General features: G+C 43.5%; 17 protein-coding genes and 1 pseudogene. 5 read left to right on the forward strand and 13 right to left on the reverse strand.

Annotation, left to right across the window (positions count from 1 at the left end; all coding sequences use genetic code 11):
• The coding region (locus F6K52_RS17015) for a hypothetical protein (RefSeq protein WP_293079682.1) at positions 1–191 on the reverse strand (191 nt) is incomplete at its 3' end.
• A 454-nt stretch (positions 192–645) separates the two neighbouring features.
• Between F6K52_RS17015 and F6K52_RS17020 the strand changes: the two genes are divergently transcribed.
• Entirely contained in the window at positions 646–1,041 is a 396-nt protein-coding gene (locus F6K52_RS17020; RefSeq protein WP_293079685.1) for a metalloregulator ArsR/SmtB family transcription factor, read from the forward strand.
• A gap of 55 nt (positions 1,042–1,096) precedes the next feature.
• Here F6K52_RS17020 and F6K52_RS17025 read toward each other — a convergent pair whose 3' ends face one another.
• Positions 1,097–1,219 carry a hypothetical protein gene (locus tag F6K52_RS17025; protein WP_293079688.1) on the reverse strand — a complete coding sequence of 41 codons (123 nt, stop codon included), beginning with the start codon at positions 1,217–1,219 and terminating at the stop codon, positions 1,097–1,099.
• Between the two features lie 276 nt (positions 1,220–1,495).
• On the opposite strand from F6K52_RS17025, the gene F6K52_RS17030 reads away from it, so the two are divergent.
• Entirely contained in the window at positions 1,496–3,607 is a 2,112-nt protein-coding gene (locus F6K52_RS17030; protein ID WP_293079691.1) for a heavy metal translocating P-type ATPase, read from the forward strand.
• Here the strand turns inward: F6K52_RS17030 and F6K52_RS17035 are convergent.
• The 3 genes from F6K52_RS17035 to F6K52_RS17045 form a co-directional block, all read right to left on the reverse strand.
• Positions 3,579–3,707 (reverse strand): hypothetical protein, encoded by a 129-nt coding sequence (locus F6K52_RS17035; protein WP_293079694.1) that lies wholly within the window; start codon positions 3,705–3,707, stop codon positions 3,579–3,581. The two genes, F6K52_RS17030 and F6K52_RS17035, sit on opposite strands and share 29 nt — an antisense overlap.
• A gap of 53 nt (positions 3,708–3,760) precedes the next feature.
• A complete protein-coding gene (locus F6K52_RS17040; protein ID WP_293079697.1) occupies positions 3,761–4,051 on the reverse strand; it encodes a hypothetical protein in 291 nt (96 codons plus the stop codon).
• Positions 4,052–4,224: 173 nt separating this feature from the next.
• Positions 4,225–4,380, reverse strand: coding sequence for a hypothetical protein (locus tag F6K52_RS17045; RefSeq protein ID WP_293079700.1), 156 nt, complete (start codon positions 4,378–4,380; stop codon positions 4,225–4,227).
• 139 nt (positions 4,381–4,519) lie between these two features.
• Here F6K52_RS17045 and F6K52_RS17050 point away from each other — a divergent pair, with 139 nt between their 5' ends.
• A complete protein-coding gene (locus F6K52_RS17050; protein ID WP_293079703.1) occupies positions 4,520–4,696 on the forward strand; it encodes a hypothetical protein in 177 nt (58 codons plus the stop codon).
• Here F6K52_RS17050 and F6K52_RS17055 read toward each other — a convergent pair.
• The 6 genes from F6K52_RS17055 to F6K52_RS17080 all read right to left on the reverse strand — a co-directional run bounded on the left by F6K52_RS17055 (position 4,677) and on the right by F6K52_RS17080 (position 12,685).
• A complete protein-coding gene (locus F6K52_RS17055) occupies positions 4,677–5,204 on the reverse strand; it encodes an adenylate kinase (protein ID WP_293079706.1) in 528 nt (175 codons plus the stop codon). The two genes, F6K52_RS17050 and F6K52_RS17055, sit on opposite strands and share 20 nt — an antisense overlap.
• A gap of 9 nt (positions 5,205–5,213) precedes the next feature.
• Positions 5,214–5,363: a hypothetical protein gene (locus F6K52_RS17060; RefSeq protein ID WP_293079709.1), complete on the reverse strand. Its 150-nt coding sequence runs from the start codon at positions 5,361–5,363 to the stop codon at positions 5,214–5,216.
• 72 nt (positions 5,364–5,435) lie between these two features.
• A complete protein-coding gene (locus F6K52_RS17065; protein WP_293079712.1) occupies positions 5,436–7,946 on the reverse strand; it encodes a tetratricopeptide repeat protein in 2,511 nt (836 codons plus the stop codon).
• 5 nt (positions 7,947–7,951) lie between these two features.
• Complete coding sequence (locus F6K52_RS17070) at positions 7,952–10,258, reverse strand: NACHT domain-containing protein (RefSeq protein WP_293079715.1); 2,307 nt, start codon at positions 10,256–10,258, stop codon at positions 7,952–7,954.
• Positions 10,259–10,451: 193 nt separating this feature from the next.
• Positions 10,452–10,994 carry a Uma2 family endonuclease gene (locus F6K52_RS17075; protein ID WP_293079718.1) on the reverse strand — a complete coding sequence of 181 codons (543 nt, stop codon included), beginning with the start codon at positions 10,992–10,994 and terminating at the stop codon, positions 10,452–10,454.
• A 368-nt stretch (positions 10,995–11,362) separates the two neighbouring features.
• Entirely contained in the window at positions 11,363–12,685 is a 1,323-nt protein-coding gene (locus F6K52_RS17080; RefSeq protein ID WP_293079721.1) for a P-loop NTPase fold protein, read from the reverse strand.
• A gap of 334 nt (positions 12,686–13,019) precedes the next feature.
• Here F6K52_RS17080 and F6K52_RS17085 point away from each other — a divergent pair, with 334 nt between their 5' ends.
• On the forward strand, positions 13,020–13,967 hold the full coding sequence (locus F6K52_RS17085; RefSeq protein ID WP_293079723.1) for an Rpn family recombination-promoting nuclease/putative transposase: 948 nt from the start codon (positions 13,020–13,022) through the stop codon (positions 13,965–13,967).
• A gap of 307 nt (positions 13,968–14,274) precedes the next feature.
• On the opposite strand, the gene F6K52_RS17090 is transcribed toward F6K52_RS17085, so the two are convergent.
• Both F6K52_RS17090 and F6K52_RS17095 read right to left on the reverse strand, forming a co-directional pair.
• Entirely contained in the window at positions 14,275–15,477 is a 1,203-nt protein-coding gene (locus tag F6K52_RS17090; RefSeq protein ID WP_293079726.1) for a GNAT family N-acetyltransferase, read from the reverse strand.
• Between the two features lie 106 nt (positions 15,478–15,583).
• The gene (locus F6K52_RS17095; RefSeq protein ID WP_293079729.1) at positions 15,584–16,006 is read right to left on the reverse strand and encodes a hypothetical protein; all 423 of its coding nucleotides are present in this window, start codon (positions 16,004–16,006) and stop codon (positions 15,584–15,586) included.
• A 431-nt stretch (positions 16,007–16,437) separates the two neighbouring features.
• On the opposite strand from F6K52_RS17095, the pseudogene F6K52_RS17100 reads away from it, so the two are divergent.
• Positions 16,438–16,899: pseudogene (locus F6K52_RS17100) on the forward strand (hypothetical protein); the annotation flags it as partial.

Here is a 16,899-nt window from a genome sequence, read left to right on the forward strand (position 1 = left end):
CTGCCATCAACAGATACACTGGAGCACTCCGAAAGGAGAGGATACCTAGGAGCCGTGTGAGGGGAAACTTTCATGCACGGTTCTGAATCGGAGGTGCCCCGGATAATACCGGGCATCGACCGTTCCTGGGTTAACGGATTAACTTTCTGGGGGGCTTTGCCCCCTGGCAAAACCATCGAGTCTGCTCCCATGGGAGTAGGTCCCGATCGGGTTGAAAACGGAATCAGATAAGGTCATTTTATAGCCGTGGATAGTATTTCTGCGGCTATTTTTTTGTAAGTATTCAGCTATCAGCTATCAGCTATCAGCTAATTCATCCCAGGTTCTAAGCCTGTGCCACGAGTCATGGAATTTTCCCCAGACTTTCAGTTCTGATTAATCTGGAACTATTAGGTGAGATCCGTGGCGAATTTAATTCTTAATGGTAAGAGCGCACTTAACAGGGAATCAACGTAAAAGAAAACTGTACCTCATAACTTCGAGAAACGCTATAGTATTATAGATCTATAGCAGTCCTATATGATTCGTGAAATATATTGGCCAAAGTGAACGCTAAAACCCTTGCCCAGCAATAATCCCAGATTTTGCTGATTTTACAAATGATTTAGCATTGCTATATAGATTAAATAGTAAATATAATTCATCATGGCTGATTCTAGTTCGTTAAATAAACCAACTGTCTACTCTTCTGATGCTCCAAGCTGTGATGAGTCCGTAGTTCATCTAGATAATGTGTGGCAGGTCCAGAGTAAGGTTCTAGCAACGGAAAAAGCCCAACAGATGGCAGAGTTTTTTAGCGTTCTTTCCGACCCCCATCGGCTAAAGTTGCTTTCAGCACTCGCACAGCAAGAGCTTTGTGTCTGCGACTTAGCAGCGATAGTAAAAATGGGGGAATCGGCAGTATCTCATCAGTTAAGAGTTTTGCGATCGCAAAAACTAGTAAAATATCGCCGTCAAGGTCGCAACGTTTACTACAGTCTTGCCGATGAACATATTGTGACTTTATATCGAGAGGTAGCTCAACACCTTGATCAAAGTTGATTATTCAGCAGATATATAGCAAATCTACAACTTTTGAGGTACAAATATTTAGGTTTTAGGGAGCAGGGAGCAGGCAAGAGGCAAGAGGCAAGAGGCAAGAGGAACCCACCCCTAACCCCTCCCAGGAGGGGAAGGCAAGAGGCAAGAGGCAAGAGGGAAAAAATCTTGTGTACCTCATAGCTATGATAAACCCTATAAATAAGTCTATCTACTTAAATACTTGTAACAGTATTTACAATACAGCCAGATAATTTTAAATATGTGAGGTACATATTTCTGGGTTTTAGGGACTATTAAGCATGGTATATGGGAACAAATAAAAAAAAATTGTACCTCATAATTATGTAAAAATTTGTAAATAATTTATTTTGCACAGCTGCTTACTATATAATTTGAATAATCTTTTGTCTGAATAGTCTTTCAGATATTCAGGAGATTTTCGTTAGGTATTGCTATGGCACAACACCATCATCAAGACTGCTGCAATTCTGGGCATTCCGTTAAAGCGGTTGCTGAGGTGACTACCCATGATGACTGCTGCGGGAACAGTCAAGCACAGGAGGTGACTACCCATGATGACTGCTGCGGAAACAGTCAAGCACAGGAGGTGACTACCCATGATGACTGCTGCGGAAACAGTCAAGCACAGGAGGTGACTACCCATGATGACTGCTGCGGGAACAGTCAAGGAAAGAATGAATTTAACTTGTGGCGCGAGTTAAGAGCGGTCGCGATCGCTACTCCTCTTTTGTTAATCGGACTGATTTTTCAAGATAGTTTAGATCAGACTCCTTTTGGCATAGCTGAATATGCTGTTTTAATTCCTGCTTACTTACTCTGTGGTTGGGGAGTGCTAACCACTGCGGGGCGAAATATCCTGCGGGGTCGGATTTTTGACGAAAACTTTTTGATGACCATTGCCACCATAGGCGCGATCGCTATTCACGAACTACCGGAAGCAGTGGGGGTGATGTTGTTTTACCAGCTGGGGGAATTGGTACAAGGGTCTGCGGTGGGGCGATCGCGTCGTTCGATTCGAGCCTTGCTGGAAGTGCGTCCCGATACTGCTAATCTGCTAGTTAACGGCGAGATAAAAACTGTTTCCCCTGATCAAGTTGCTGTTGGGGAAATGATTCGGGTACGCCCTGGGGAGAAAGTTCCCCTGGACGGTGAGATTATTGAGGGAACTTCCCAACTGGATACCTCTGCCCTCACAGGAGAATCAGTCCCCCGTACCGTTGTAACAGGAGATCTGGTGTTAGCAGGGATGATTAACCAGTCTGGAGGGCTAACCATTCGCGTTACTAAGCCCTTTGACGAGTCTTCCATTGCCAGAATTTTGGACTTGGTGGAAAACGCCAGAAGCAAAAAAGCCGACACGGAAAAGTTTATTACTCGCTTTGCCCGCTACTATACACCCGTTGTGGTATTTCTTTCCCTAGCCGTTGCCCTGTTACCACCTTTACTAATTTCCGGAGCAAGCCCAAGCACCTGGACTTATCGAGCCTTGGTGCTGTTGGTGATTTCCTGTCCCTGTGGATTGGTCATTAGTATTCCTCTGGGCTATTTTGGCGGTATTGGAGGGGCAGCCAAGCGCGGTATTTTGATTAAAGGGTCTACGTTTTTAGATGCCTTAACTCAGGTGAAAACCGTCGTCTTTGATAAAACTGGCACCCTTACTAAAGGAAACTTTCGAGTCACCGATATTATTACCCACAATGGTTTGAGTCAAGAGCAATTACTAGAATTAGCTGCTCATGTAGAATCTGGGTCAAATCATCCCGTCGCGCAATCGATTCGACAAGCTCATGGCAAACCCATTGACAGTTCTAAGGTTGAAAATTATCAAGAAATTGCGGGACACGGTATTCTCGCCCAAATTGATGGAAAAGTTGTCATCGCAGGAAACGATCGCTTACTCCATCGAGAGGGGATTTCCCATCATGTCAGTGTGGCTGATAGTACGGTAGCTCACTTAGCTGTGGATGGTGAATACAGTGGGCGTATCTTAATTGCCGATGAACTCAAAGAAGATGCCATCAATGCCATCCAAGCACTGCACCAACAGCAGATTAAAACTGTGATGCTGACAGGAGACAGTCAAACCATAGCTAATACTATCGCTCGAAGGCTAGGGATAGATGATTTTGAAGCCGAACTTTTACCAGAGGATAAGGTGAATGCTTTAGAGAAGATCCTCACAGCAGTAAACCAAACTAACCATAAAACCGCATTTGTAGGAGATGGCATCAACGACGCACCAGTAATTGCTCGTGCTGATGTGGGCATAGCTATGGGGGGATTAGGCTCAGATGCTGCTATCGAAACCGCCGACGTGGTAATTATGACCGATGCTCCTTCTAAAGTAGCAGAAGCGATCGCCATCGCCCGCCGAACCCTAGGTATTGTTTGGCAAAATATTATTATTGCTTTGGCAGTGAAAGTCGTCTTTATTGCCCTGGGTGCCATGGGGGTAGCAACTCTCTGGGAAGCTGTATTTGCCGATATGGGAGTGGCTCTGTTGGCGATTCTTAATGCTAGTCGGGTATTGCAAATAAGGGAGTAGGGAGCAGGGAGCAGGGAGCAGGGAGCAGGCAAGAGGCAAGAGGCAAGAGGCAAAAGGCAAGAGGCAAGAGGCAAGAGTGACAAAATCTTTTGTACCTCATAGCTATGATCAACGCTATAGACAATCAGGGGATAGAATTGGAAAAATCAATATCTATTGATCGATTTCTTGCCGATAGGCAGCAATTTCATCCTGTAGATCGTCAAAAGTCGGGTCATCCTTAAACCATCCAAATTTATCCAGCCAAGGATTTCCTGTCTTGCCTAGTAGTGGAATGTCAACTTCAACTACTTCAACCTGATTAGTTAGATAGTCAAGTAGTTGAGCTTTAAGCTGATTGATGGCAGCATCACGGCTATTTTCTACAACCATGACTTCCGGCCATTCTTTGGCACGAGCAATATATTTATCGTTTTCTCTACTGAGGATAACTTCATAAATCATGACTCCATCTCCTGCTCTTCTATAGTCGCTATTTCAATTTTAGCTGAGGGGGTAACAAGTAAGTATTCAGCTATCAGCTATCAGTATCAGCTATCAGTATCAGCTATCAGCTTATGGCGGTTTGCTGATTGTTGTTAGAGAGAATTGAAGATGTGTATAAATTATTTAAGCTTTTAACTATGTTCATGCAACATATCTCGTGTAAACTTAGGAGAAGCAGAAGGAATAGGGTTTTGTTGCATTCGCTCAACAAGTAACTTTAAAAAATCTTGTCTAGCTTTAATATCGGTAATTTGGGGAGGAATAACTTGAGGGGAACGCTCCATCATAAGAGTTAGGGGTAGATTGGTTAGTTAAGTAGTCGGACAAACGTAAAATTAACTGTTGAAATAGGGAACAGGGAGCAGAGATACTTTTGGCAACTTTACATAAGTTAATACAGTGAATTTGATAGCGTTTATCGTAGCTATGAGGTACACATTATTTTTTACCTCTTACCTCTTCCCTGCTCCCTGCTCCCTGCTCCCTGCTCCCTGCTCCCTGCTCCCTGCTCCCTGCTCCCTAAAAACCCAAAATTTGTACCTCACAAGTCGTATAATTGCTATATACAAAGGTAATCATTCACCTACCCTTCAAATTCTGTAACCATAGTTTGCCAAAAATGCTTTACCTCTTGGGGCGATCGCAAATGGTAAACCTGCTTTGTGGCTTTAGCCGCTTCCACATAAGTCCGGTATTTGGGCGTTAGCTTTTTATGACACAACCAGACCGTGTTATAGGAATTCAGTGTGCCTTGTACTAGGGGACTATTTTCAGGCCAGCCTTCCGGTGGCACCCAAAGACCTTTAACAAATCGCTTTGTGACCCACCAGTAATGTCGCAGCACAGCCATATCCAGATAGATCAGGGTATCGGCTACATCTAGCCGTTGCCACACGGTATCGAGTGAGCCAAATCCATCAACGATCCATTGCTCCTGTTGCAAGAGGTGATCATGGGCGGCTTTGAACTCGGCATGGGACACCTGATCACCGCCCGGTCTATATTGCATGAGATCGAGGTTTACCAGGGGTAATCCAGTTATTTCGGCTAAACGTTTGCTGAGGGTAGATTTTCCAGCGCCAGAATTGCCAAATACTGCAACTCTCTTCATAGTTAGGGATTAGGGAGTAGGGAGTAGGGAGTAGGGACTTCGGAGCAGGGAACAGATAAGAGGGAACAGGGAGCAGGGACTTCGGAGCAGGGAAGTAGGAAGAGGAGAAACAATGTGTACCTGATAGTATGCAAACCGCCGTAGTACTGAAATAGTCAAAGATTATCACTACTCCCGATTCCCGATTCCCGATTCCCGATTCCCGATTCCCGATTCCCGATTCCCGATTCCCTACTCCCTACTCCCTACTCCTTTTAACTGTTGCTCCAATTCTATCACTTTCCCCTGAATATCTAGACTCCGATAAATCTCTAAACTTTCAGTAAAAAATTGGTAAGCCATTGCGTTAGCATTGGGTTGATTACCCTCAACACGACGCAAGTAAATTTCTCCTAAGAGCTGGCGAGCAGAGGCTTCTAGTTTCCGACGGTTGTAGTCTAGGAAAACCTGTAGGGATTCCCAGGCTATTGCTTCCGCTCGGTCAAGGTTTTCTAAGACATTAACCTCTAGGTAAGCCCGGGAGATATCTAGAATTTCTTCTGCCCTATCGACAATTTTTCCAAGTTCTGAAAGTAAGGTTAAGCCTATGGTGTAGTTGGTTTCAAATTGCTCAATCTGTTCCGGTAGAGTAGGGTGGTTGGAGGGTAATCGGCGCAAGCGTTCTGAAGAGAGTAAGCCAAGAGCGGTATAGTCGTAGGCTAGGTTGGCTTTGTAGTCGTTGGCTTTACTAATTTCGATAGCTTGACGAATATTTTGCTCCCCTTGGCTGAGTAAGTGGAGGGCTTGGGTTGTGTCTGGAGTATTTCTGGCTAGGAGGCGTTGGCTGTTACCAATTTTTCGATACCGATTAGCAATCTTTTCATTTTGACCGAGTTGTTGATGCAAATTTAGACTTTGCTGGTAATAGTCAATGGCTTTGGTGTAATCACCTAATTCTAGATAACAATTAGCTAGCCAATTCCACTGATTGGCGACATTATTTTGTAAATCCAACTGCTGATAAAGGCCACGGCTTTGTTGGTGGTATGCGATCGCTTGGTCATACTTACACCAATCCTGATAGATTCTACCGAGTTGATAGTAGGCTAATGCTATTCTTGGTTGGTCATCAAGCTGTTGACGGATGGCTAAGGTTTTGAGCTGATAATCAACAGCTTGCTGATATTTGCCCCAGTTTCGATAACAATCAGCTAGCCAATACCATGAATCCGCGACATCTTTCTGTTTATCCAACTGGTGATAGAGGTCACGACTTTGTTGGTAGGATGCGATCGCATTTTCATACTTAGCCCAAGCTTGATAGATTATACCGAGCTGATAGTAGGCTAATGCTATTAGTGATTGGTCATTAAGCTGCTGACGGATGTCTAAGGTTTTGAGTTGACAATCGACAGCTTGCTGATATCTGCCCCAGTCTCGATAACAAGCAGCTAGCCAAGACCACTGATTGGCTACATCTTGTTGTAAATCCAACTGCTGATAAAGGTCACGGCTTTCTTGGTAGTATGGTATCGCTTGATCATACTTAGCCCAAGTTTGATAGATTCTACCGAGCTGATTGTAGGCATTTGCTATATCTGATTGGTCATCAAGCTGCTCACGAATGGCTAAGGTTTGGAGTTGACAATCAATAGCTTGCTTATATCTGCCCAATTCTCTATCACAATCAGCTAGCCAAGACCACTGATTGGCGACATTATTTTGGTTATCCAACTGGTGATAAAGATTACGGCTTTTTTGGTAGGATGCGATCGCTTCATCGTACTTATGCCAAGCTTGATAAATTCTACCTAGCTGATTGTAGGCTAATGCTATTCTTGGTTGGTCATCGAGCTGCTGACGGATGGCTAAGTCTTTGAGTTGACAATCGACCGCTTCCTGATATTGACCCCAGTTTCGATAACAATCAGCTAGCCAGGACCACAACGCTGTTACATTCTTTTGGTTACCCAACTGCTGATTAAGGTCACGGCTTTGTTGGTAGTATGTGATCGCTTTATCATATTCCTTCTTTTTGTAGTAACATGTAGCTATTGCCCAAGCAATGTCAGCATTGATGGGACTATCTGGCTCTTGATAAATCTCCTCTAAAATCCCAATCGCCTGATCATACTTATCCGGGCGGAGGTAAGACAATGCTGTCACAAATTCTATGGCTTCTTGACTTGCCTGATCCCGAATCGGATGTTGTCTGGTTGCTTCCAAAGCTGGGGTCATCTCTTCCCCTAGCTCTCTCACCAAATCGATCAGATTAGTGAATAGCTTAGGCTCTGCTTGGTTAACTAGCTGTTGAACAAATTCATTTACACTAGTAACTAAGGTTTCTCCAGCTTGACCACACGCTACGTATAAACTTGCTAACTGAGTCTTTACCCATTGCTCTTCACTTACCTTTATAGTATTAGCCGCTTCTTGGAGAAACTTTATTACTTCATCCTTCTGATTAAACCTTTCAATCTCCCGTAGCCTGGTCAACAATTTCTTAATCGTTTCATGTTCAAAGTCTTCATCTAACCCCAAGTAAGTCCAGACTAACTGCTGAATCACCCTAGCTCGAATCTTGCTGTTGACATCAACATCAGCTAAAACTTTACCGGCAAACAGTAAATCCTGCAATACCGATGGCGACTCCTGATATGAAACTGTTGAATCTTCCCCTAAGACTGGCCACACTAAAACCACATCTTTTGATGGGCGTTGCTGAATTGAAGTATGAATGCGCCATTGTTTGGTTTTGCTCAAGCCCCCTAAATCCCTCGCTGGGGGGCTAGGGGGGCAAAATCATACTTAGAATCACCAACGCCCTTTGATGATGTTTTTCTAAGCTTAATTTCCCCATAGTCAATCCTAGGCTGATAGTGATCTAAGGGTTTAAACAATTTTGGAACTAACTTATTAATCCGTCTGGGATTCTCACTCCCCAAATACCCTAAGGCCAACAAAATTGGTTCATGCCAACGGGCTTCATATCGATGCTGATTAATAATATCGAGAATCTCACTAACATCATTATCCGCAATATACCGAGCGGCAAAATATGCTTCAAAGGTCAGATGCATAAACCCATAACTACCAGGGGCACGTTCCACAAACAAACCGGTTGTTTCCCTGACCCTGCGCAAAAAATCATTAATTTGCGACTGCACGCTCTGGGAATCCGGGTCTTCATCATTCAACTCCCCATGGATTTCGGCTAGTTTTTCCCTAACCTCTGCTTCACTGACTAATCCCGAGGGTTTGTGTTCATGCATCCAGTAAGCCAAGGGAGCCAACAGTGCCATCACCTGACTTTCTTTGAGCACTACGGTCTCAACACCAGGCAATTTTTTGCTCAATTGCCAATCTTCGGTCAAGGTCTGGACCGCTAATTCATAGAGTTTTACCCGTTGATTGGGCAAGCGAGAGCCATTGCGGTGAATTAATGCCAAAATCGTTAACAATAAGGGATTGCCAGTCATACGCTTGACTCCCTCACTGGCTGCGATCGCCTCCTTAAGTTCCCCACTTTGATGATCCGCTTCCTGCTGCCAATAGTATTCACTCGCATCTGGTCTTTGAGCTTTCTCGACCGCTAGACACCATCGGTCTAGAAAGCGCTCCACCTGTTCCGGTTCCATTTCAGTAATTGTGAAATGGGAAAAGCGTTGGCTTAATTTAACCTCCCGATAGCCAGCAATCCGACTAGTAATCACAAACTTGTTATTGGGGAATTCGTTAACAAACTCTTCAATTTGCTTAACTATCTGTTGGCGTATTTCCTGATTAAACACCTCATCCAAGCCATCCAACAGCACCAGACATTTACCATTATCGAGTTTGTGACGCAAATGCTCAAAAATGGTTGTAGTATTATCGGATCTACAAAGTTGACTTGGTTTTGCCCCCCTAACCCCCCAATCTTGGGGGGAAATGCTATCAAAGTCCCCCAGAATTGGGGGATTTAGGGGGCTATTGCTCAGTTCTGTATCAGTCTTATTTGTAAATTCACTTTGCCACTGCTCAGAGAATTCCCTAAGAAACTGTTGCAAGCTCAAGTCGGATTGGGTTGCCAACCGTTCCGCATAGTCAGCAATCCGAAAGAACACCGGTAAGCGAGTTTGCCCCAAATTCTCCTTAGCCTCCCCAGCCAATACCGTTTCCTGCTCATCCCGTTGAGCAGTGGCAAAATGGAGCGCTAGATATTTAAGCAGGGTCGTTTTCCCAGCACCAGGGTCTCCCAAAATCACGGTATACTGACTATCCTGTATGGCTTTGGCTAAATCAACCTTTTCCGGAATAGTTTTAGTACTGCTAGAACTATCGATATCCTGAGTTATCCTTTCCAACTGATCTATCCGCATCGAAGGGCTAGATAAATGAGCTTTAGATAAATGCCTAGCATCGGAGGTATCAACCACCAGCTTTTGACGTTCAGCCTTCAGGGAAATATAGACCTGATCGAGGAAAATATCGACTTGGCGCTGCACCTGCATCACGCCACTAAACTTGACATAAGAATTCTGGGCAATTAACCACTCCAGATAGGGATAAAATAACGGTGCCAGGGGGGGATGGGTTTGAAATTCCACAATCTGCTCCCGCCAATCCCAGAAATCCGGAGCCCGCAAGCGAAACTCATCCAAAAATTGTGATTTATTGAGCCAAAACATCAATACCATGTCTCGCTCAAACAGGGATTCTCTACCGACATTCAGTCGTTTTAGCTCATTGATGCGACGAGGTGTGTCCAACTGCTCAATCCCGAAGGCCATGATCAGAGGACGACTCGGAGCAGGAGTTTTGACGGAGGTCTCTTGATCGAGGGAATTAAGACCGTAGAGAAAATTAATTAAAGACTCGTCACTATAGAAACAGTTGCGAAGCTGAAACCCTTGGTCACTCAAGGCTTCTTGATTAACAACAGAGTTAAACTGCTCCACCACCGGATGGTTGGGACCACTTTCGGGAGCAATAGCAAAAATAATTGTGGTGCCACTGGATAGTGCGAGAGTGGTGACTAAGCTATCCAGCTCATTATGGTCAGCAGGCGTCAATGGGTCAGGGGCTGTTGCCATGGGTGAGTATTGAGTGAGAGAGGGAAGATGGGGATATGGGGAGTGTGGGAGGGAGGATTAATATTCACAAAAATCGTTAATTTATTGGATTTATGAGGTTGAGAAGAGTACCTCATAATAGATGCAATAAACCCTATCAATTCTAAATTCTAAATTCTAAATTCTAAATTCTAAATTCCCTATTCCCTATTCCCTATTCCCTATTCCCTAACTTTACTACAGACCTAGTTAACAACTCCATATCTAGGTCTGGTAACACCTCTGAGGTATAAATTCGTTCGTAACCGTCTGCTCTGAGATGATGTAAGGTAAATAGACCATCTTCCCAGAACCAGACTTCAGGTACACCCAACTCCCGATAGCGATTGAGTTTGGAGAGATTACCACTGGTAAAAACCACTTCGATAGATAAGTCTGGAATTTTCTTTGGCTTTCCGATACAATAAGACTCATCCGCTTGTGCTGAGGCTACCCCTGGTTTTTCTTGGGTAAAGCTTCCTGTAGGGGTGAACTCAATTCCCTTTTCTTCAAAGTAGATAGCTAACAGAATCCCGATCAAGCGGCTAAAGGTTTCGTGGTCTTGAGAAACTGCCAAGATTTCTACTTCTCCTCCGTAGTAGAATAACCGTATTCCTGGTGAATCGGCAAAGCTCTGTTCCAGTAATTTGAATTGTTGCCAATTCATCCCAGAGTGAATCAGCCGTTGGTCTTTTGGTTTTGAGAGTGTCTGTGTCATTGCTTCCATTCCCCATTACCCATGCCCTTCCCCCCTTTTTAAGCAGGGCTGTTTCATTCTAACAAAACCCAAAACCTAGACAGCTCAAGCTACGCGAACAGCTTAAAATAAACCTAGAACTAGAGAATTTAATAGTTCCAGATCAACGCGCACGCGTGTGCGTAGCACATAAGCTGATCTAGCGTTTCTAGGACTGATGAGGTACACATTATTTTTTACCTCTTCCCTCTTCCCCTCCTGGGAGGGGTTAGGGGTGGGTTCCTCTTCCCTGCTCCCTGCTCCCTGCTCCCTGCTCCCTGCTCCCTAAAAACCATAAATTTGTACCTCACAAGTCGTAGAATTGCTATAGCTCAATGCTTACCTAAAACCTAAGAGCTTACAGCTGAATTCTGACTCCCTTGCCACTGTTCCAAGTCTTCAATAATAATTGGATGGACATCAAACCAGGTATGGTCACCGTAATACCCTAAGACATACTTATTTTGTAAAAGTTCATCACAAATCACCACTTCCCCTTGCTTGGGCAAATGATGGGTATTGGTAGTTAAGCGACCAGTTTCGTGAACAGTAGCCAATTCCGGAAAATGATAGTCATTGATAGTATAGGCTTTGCGTTCTTCTTGAATCGCCTCCTTAGCAATGGTTGTGTCTACATATTCCTTTTTTTTCTTCAGGGCGACCTGACAAGCCGTGCGCGCTAGTCGGATTAAATCCCGGATCACACCACCACTCTTTTCAGATAATAGCTCTAGGGCATCGGGAGTGAATAGGTCTGTTTCGTTAATTTTAGCTAATCGTTTGGTAATCACAGACTTCAAGATATATCGACCATGTTTGTTAGGGGTTGAGGTGGGACCAGAATTGCGATCGCGTAGCGTGGCCGTAGGCCAATCGCATTCAAATACAGGCAAATTATACAAATCCAAACATTGGAAGCTTTCCATGGGTTGCCGAAAGCTAGGGGAATATCGTAAGGAAATTGGAATGGTGTAGATGATATGACACTCTAATTCTGTCAGCAGCGGACTAGCAAACATTTCCAGAGCGGTAATATAATCATGGCGATCGAGACCATCTACAATCACTAATAATTTTTGGTTGCGGTCTTTCTCAGCAGCTTTGATAATATCGTTGACCCGGGCAATGATGTCACTAACAGCAGGACGAATGTTAAGGCTTTTAGTCATTTCCCGAGTTAATCCCCGTTTCAGAATTAACCCCAATTTTTTTAAAACCTCTGGTAACTCTAACTGTTCAGTCTCCGTTTCTTTATCTTGATAAATTACTGTTGTGAGGCTATTTTCTAAATCATCCAGTAAGTCCTGATCCCGATTTGACCACCAGCCTGGTTTAATGGCTTGGCGACAAACCTCCATCCCAATCAACACCACCACCTCAGCATAACCAATGTTATAGCGGTCAAGAGCTGTTGCCGTATCAACCCAGATTACGGCATAGTTTTCTGCTAGCTCCTGTTCAATTCGTCGCAATTCCGTTGTTTTTCCACTGCCCCGATGACCAGCTAATAAAAACTTAGCTGGTTCATCTTCCATTTCCAGAATAGCGATTAAATTTTCTACTGGACTATCCTCTCGCTGGATATAAAAATCTTTCATTTCCTCTGGTGTGGTCAGGGGTTGCTCTGGGTTAAAGAGTTGGTAAACTGGTTTCCAATACTTGGCGTTGCTCATCGTTAAGGGGAATAGGGAGTAGGGAGTAGGGAGTAGGGAACAGGGAACAGGGAATAAAGTTTAGATGTACTTGATAACTATCATAAACACTATACCTGAAGAAGTCAGGAGTCAGGAGTCAGGAGTTAGGAGTCAGGAGTTAGAATAACTTAATTTTTCAGTTAATTATAATTTTTCCGATATTTTTTACAGTTTTTTTAGTTTTTATTTACTTCAATAAAACTGTTTATATACTAGGTTTTAAAATTGCAAATTTCTTAAAAACATAGTATAATTTAATCAAATAAATCCATTCATACATGAGCATCAATGGGGCGATTGCTCTAGCAGTGTCATGGCCTATCCACTCAAAGATAAGTACATTAGTTTACTCACCGATTTTGGCTTTAAGCGTGTCTTTGGTACTGAGCCAAATAAAGGGCTACTTATTGATTTTTTAAACACCCTTTTACCACCCCGTCATCACATTGAAGATGTCACCTTCAAGAATACGGAAAATTTAGGAAACACTCCTCTAGACCGCAAAGGAATTTTTGACATCTATTGTCAATCTAAAACCGGGGAACGTTTTATAGTTGAGATTCAAAAAGCCAAACAAAACTTCTTTAAGGATAGAAGTGTTTACTATTCCACATTTCCAATCCAAGAACAAGCGCAAAAAGGTGATTGGGATTATCAGTTAAAGGCGGTTTATACTGTCGGTGTCTTAGATTTTGTTTTTGACGACCATAAAGACGATAAGACAATCCTACATACCGTAGAGCTAAAAAATCAGGATTGTCAGGTGTTTTATGACAAACTTAAATTTATTTACATTGAGTTGCCAAAATTTACTAAAAGCTTAGACCAGTTAGAAACACATTTTGATAAATGGCTGTTTGTCCTGAAAAATCTCTCAGAATTACATAATCGCCCTCAACCATTCCAAGAGTCGGTATTCAATCAACTGTTTGACGTGGCAGAAATTGCCAATTTTTCTCGCACTGAACAGGATAACTACCAAAACAGTCTCAAATATTACCGCGACATGAATAATATTGTCGAAACGTCTAGACAAGAAGGTTTACAAGAAGGGCTCAAACAAGGTCGAGAAGAAGGAGCACAACGAGAACGAGCACTGATCCTCCGTCTGCTATCCCGTAGCTTAGGAGAAATACCCAGTGAATTGCAACAGCAAATTCGTCAACTGTCATTGGATCAGTTGGAAGGGTTAAGTGAAGCCTGCTTAGATTTCTCTAATCTTGAAGATTTAAGAGCTTGGTTGAATGAAACTCAAGAGTAATACAGCGGTTTTTAATTCGGTCAGATACAAATTTATAGGTTTTAGGGAGCAGGGAGCAGGGAGCAGGGAATAGGGGATGAAAAGGGAAATTACTTATTAGAAGTAAGCTATGTTTTTTTATAACTGATTCTCTGAAACATTTTAAGCATATGCTTTGTGGCACAGACTTCGACGCTGTGACCCATAAGCTGATAGCTGATATAGCAGTCGAAGTAAAGTTTAAGACATCTTTTGCTCCCTGCTCCCTGCTCCCTGCTCCCTTTCAAGCAAAAGACTATGTCCTAAACCATTCTTCCCTTGCTATACCTCAAAACATATCTGGTATCCAAGGTTCAGATCCAGAAAACAATAATGTCGCTACTGACAATGCTTCATTTGTGGCTTTCAAATAACCTGTAAGTTGCAGTTGTCTAGGACTATATAAACCACTATACAAAGACGCTAAGCCTCGGATACTAATTTGAATATCCCCATTACCTCCTGGAGTAACTTCACCTTGCCCTTGATTAACACGTAAACGGAATCTAGCGTTATTAGCCTCAATCAAATCATCCTTAACTTCCAAGTGTAATTCCCCATCGATTCCTACCGGATAACCTCGCTTTTCTAAGGCTTTGGGAACATCAATAATTCGTGTCATCCAGTAATATCGAGTGTCAATTTTCGCAGTTTGTTCTGCTAAAACTAACATTAACGGGTCATGGGGAGAACTATACCAATACACCTGATTGACTAGGGAGCGATGATCAGCGATAAACGTCCAAAAACGCTTGATAGCAGCTGTGCTCAGCAATGCCCAATCGTTAACCGCAATCTGAAGCCCGTGATCGTCTTCCTGTTGAGTAAAAATTATGTAACCTTCCGGTAGAGTTTTTGAACCAATCAGATAGCTATAGATAGTTTCTTCTGGTTTTGCTATTATTGGTTTCACCAGATTTTCCCAGATAGCTCGATTGCGGTCTAAATTCCCATTATTGGCTTGAGCGTGTTGACGATAGACCTCCTCGAAGACCTGGTAATTCTCTGGCTCCACTCGATGCATGGGAAGATTGCGATGTTCCAAAGGAACATCCCATAACGAAATCGTTTTGGTAGACAATTTCCACAGGCAACGGTTTCCTGCCCGTTCATAGCCTACTTTCCGGTAAAGGGCGTCAGTAGAAGCATATAACGTAGAAATTGGTACCCCCTGGTCATGGAGTTGCATAATAGTCTCAGCCATTAATTGGTAAGCTGCCCCTTGACCGCGATACTCTGGCGCTACACCAACCACAGCAATTCCTGCCATGGGCACAGTTTTACCACCGTACCATTGTGCCATCGGATATATTACCAATTGACCGATTGCATTTCCAGCTTGGCGGATCACGCGGAAGTTTTCACTACCAAGACGCTCAATGTAAGCCTCACAGTCACTTACGGAAACCCCAAAGCACTGAGATATAATCACCCCAATCTGCTCAAGGTCTTGTGAGTTGCAAACCGGACTATAGTCCAACCCAAGTGTCATATTAAAGAAGTTTGTATTACAAATACTACTATAATACAAACTTCTCTTGATGGTGATCGATACTAATCGGATTTGAAGCGCTAATTGGAATAACAGTGATAGTTAACTACCGATAGTAACCATCAAAAATCCCATAGTTCCTGCGCCTGGGAGAATAGATTCTGACTCCCCTACGATTACGATAGTAGATTTCATCGTCCCTGCGCTTGGGAGAATAGACTCGCCCGCGCCCACGCCTAGGAGAATAGATTCGCACCCCCCCACGCCTAGGAGAATAGATTCGCACGCGCCCACGCCCACGTCTGGGATAATAGATGCGCCGATGCCTGCGGCGTGAACGATTCTTGTATTTACGCCCGAATGAAGAGATGAGAACGTCTCGGTTACTATCCCCAACAACGATGGGAATCTCTTGGTGCGCGTTCCCTAGGTCGGTTTTCCCGACCGGGGTCGCACCGCTCTCAGCCTTAACTGGAGCGATAGGCACTAGAGCCATCAGTCCTGTGAGAAGCACAATTGAGAATTTCATTTTGCTGACCTCCTGTGGAAGAGCAATGCTATTTGAGCTACCGATAGATTAGGTAAAAGCGTCAGCTATCAGCTAAAGACGTTTAGTCAGGTTTGTGACACCTTTTTACTCGGGTATTTTGGCGGTGCGACCCCGGTCGGGTTTCCCGACAAGCGTGAACGCGCACCAAGACAGTCGAACTAAAGATCCATCCTTGATAGCTGATAACTGATCGCTAAATACTTACACAGATAGAAGAGATAGACGTAGCTTACCTGAATGAATGTTCCCATACCCCTCTCTGTGGTGGTATTTTTATCCATTCGCGAAGCGGTTCCAACTGACCACCAACAGTCAACCGTCATCCAAACAGTTAAGAAGTGTGAAGTTTAGATCTCAAAGATAGTTAAAACAGTAGATAATGATAAATTTGGCATAAAAAGGATAACACCATGGCAGATTACCAGCACTGGGAGGAATCGCTCGTCGCAACAATTATACGTCAGGCTCAGCAAAAACTGATGTCTCCTAGGAAATTTCATGCCCTTTGCCAACAGGTGATCAAATCCACTGGTCAAAACAAGCTATATTTTTATCCACCACCTTCTGAGCTACTGGATGTAACTAACGGGATTACTATCAAAGAGTTAAGACAATTTTTAGACAAATTAGCCAAGTATGTCAGTAGTACCTCCTCAGAAGGATACCGAGTCACACTTTACCTAAAAAGAGTGCGCCTTAGATTAGGTAGGGTAAACAAGACAGTTATTTTAGTAAAAAAAACCAGAGTGTGTCAGCACAGTCAAAAATATGTGGTACGGGCAAAGCCTTCTAGGAAAAAATTAGAGGTCAACCCCAAGGGGGTATATTCCAAAGTCATGCTTTCCCAGGATTTGCCCTGCCAGGATTTGCCA

Source organism: Moorena sp. SIO3H5 (genome assembly GCF_010692395.1).
Taxonomy (GTDB): Bacteria; Cyanobacteriota; Cyanobacteriia; order Cyanobacteriales; family Coleofasciculaceae; genus Moorena.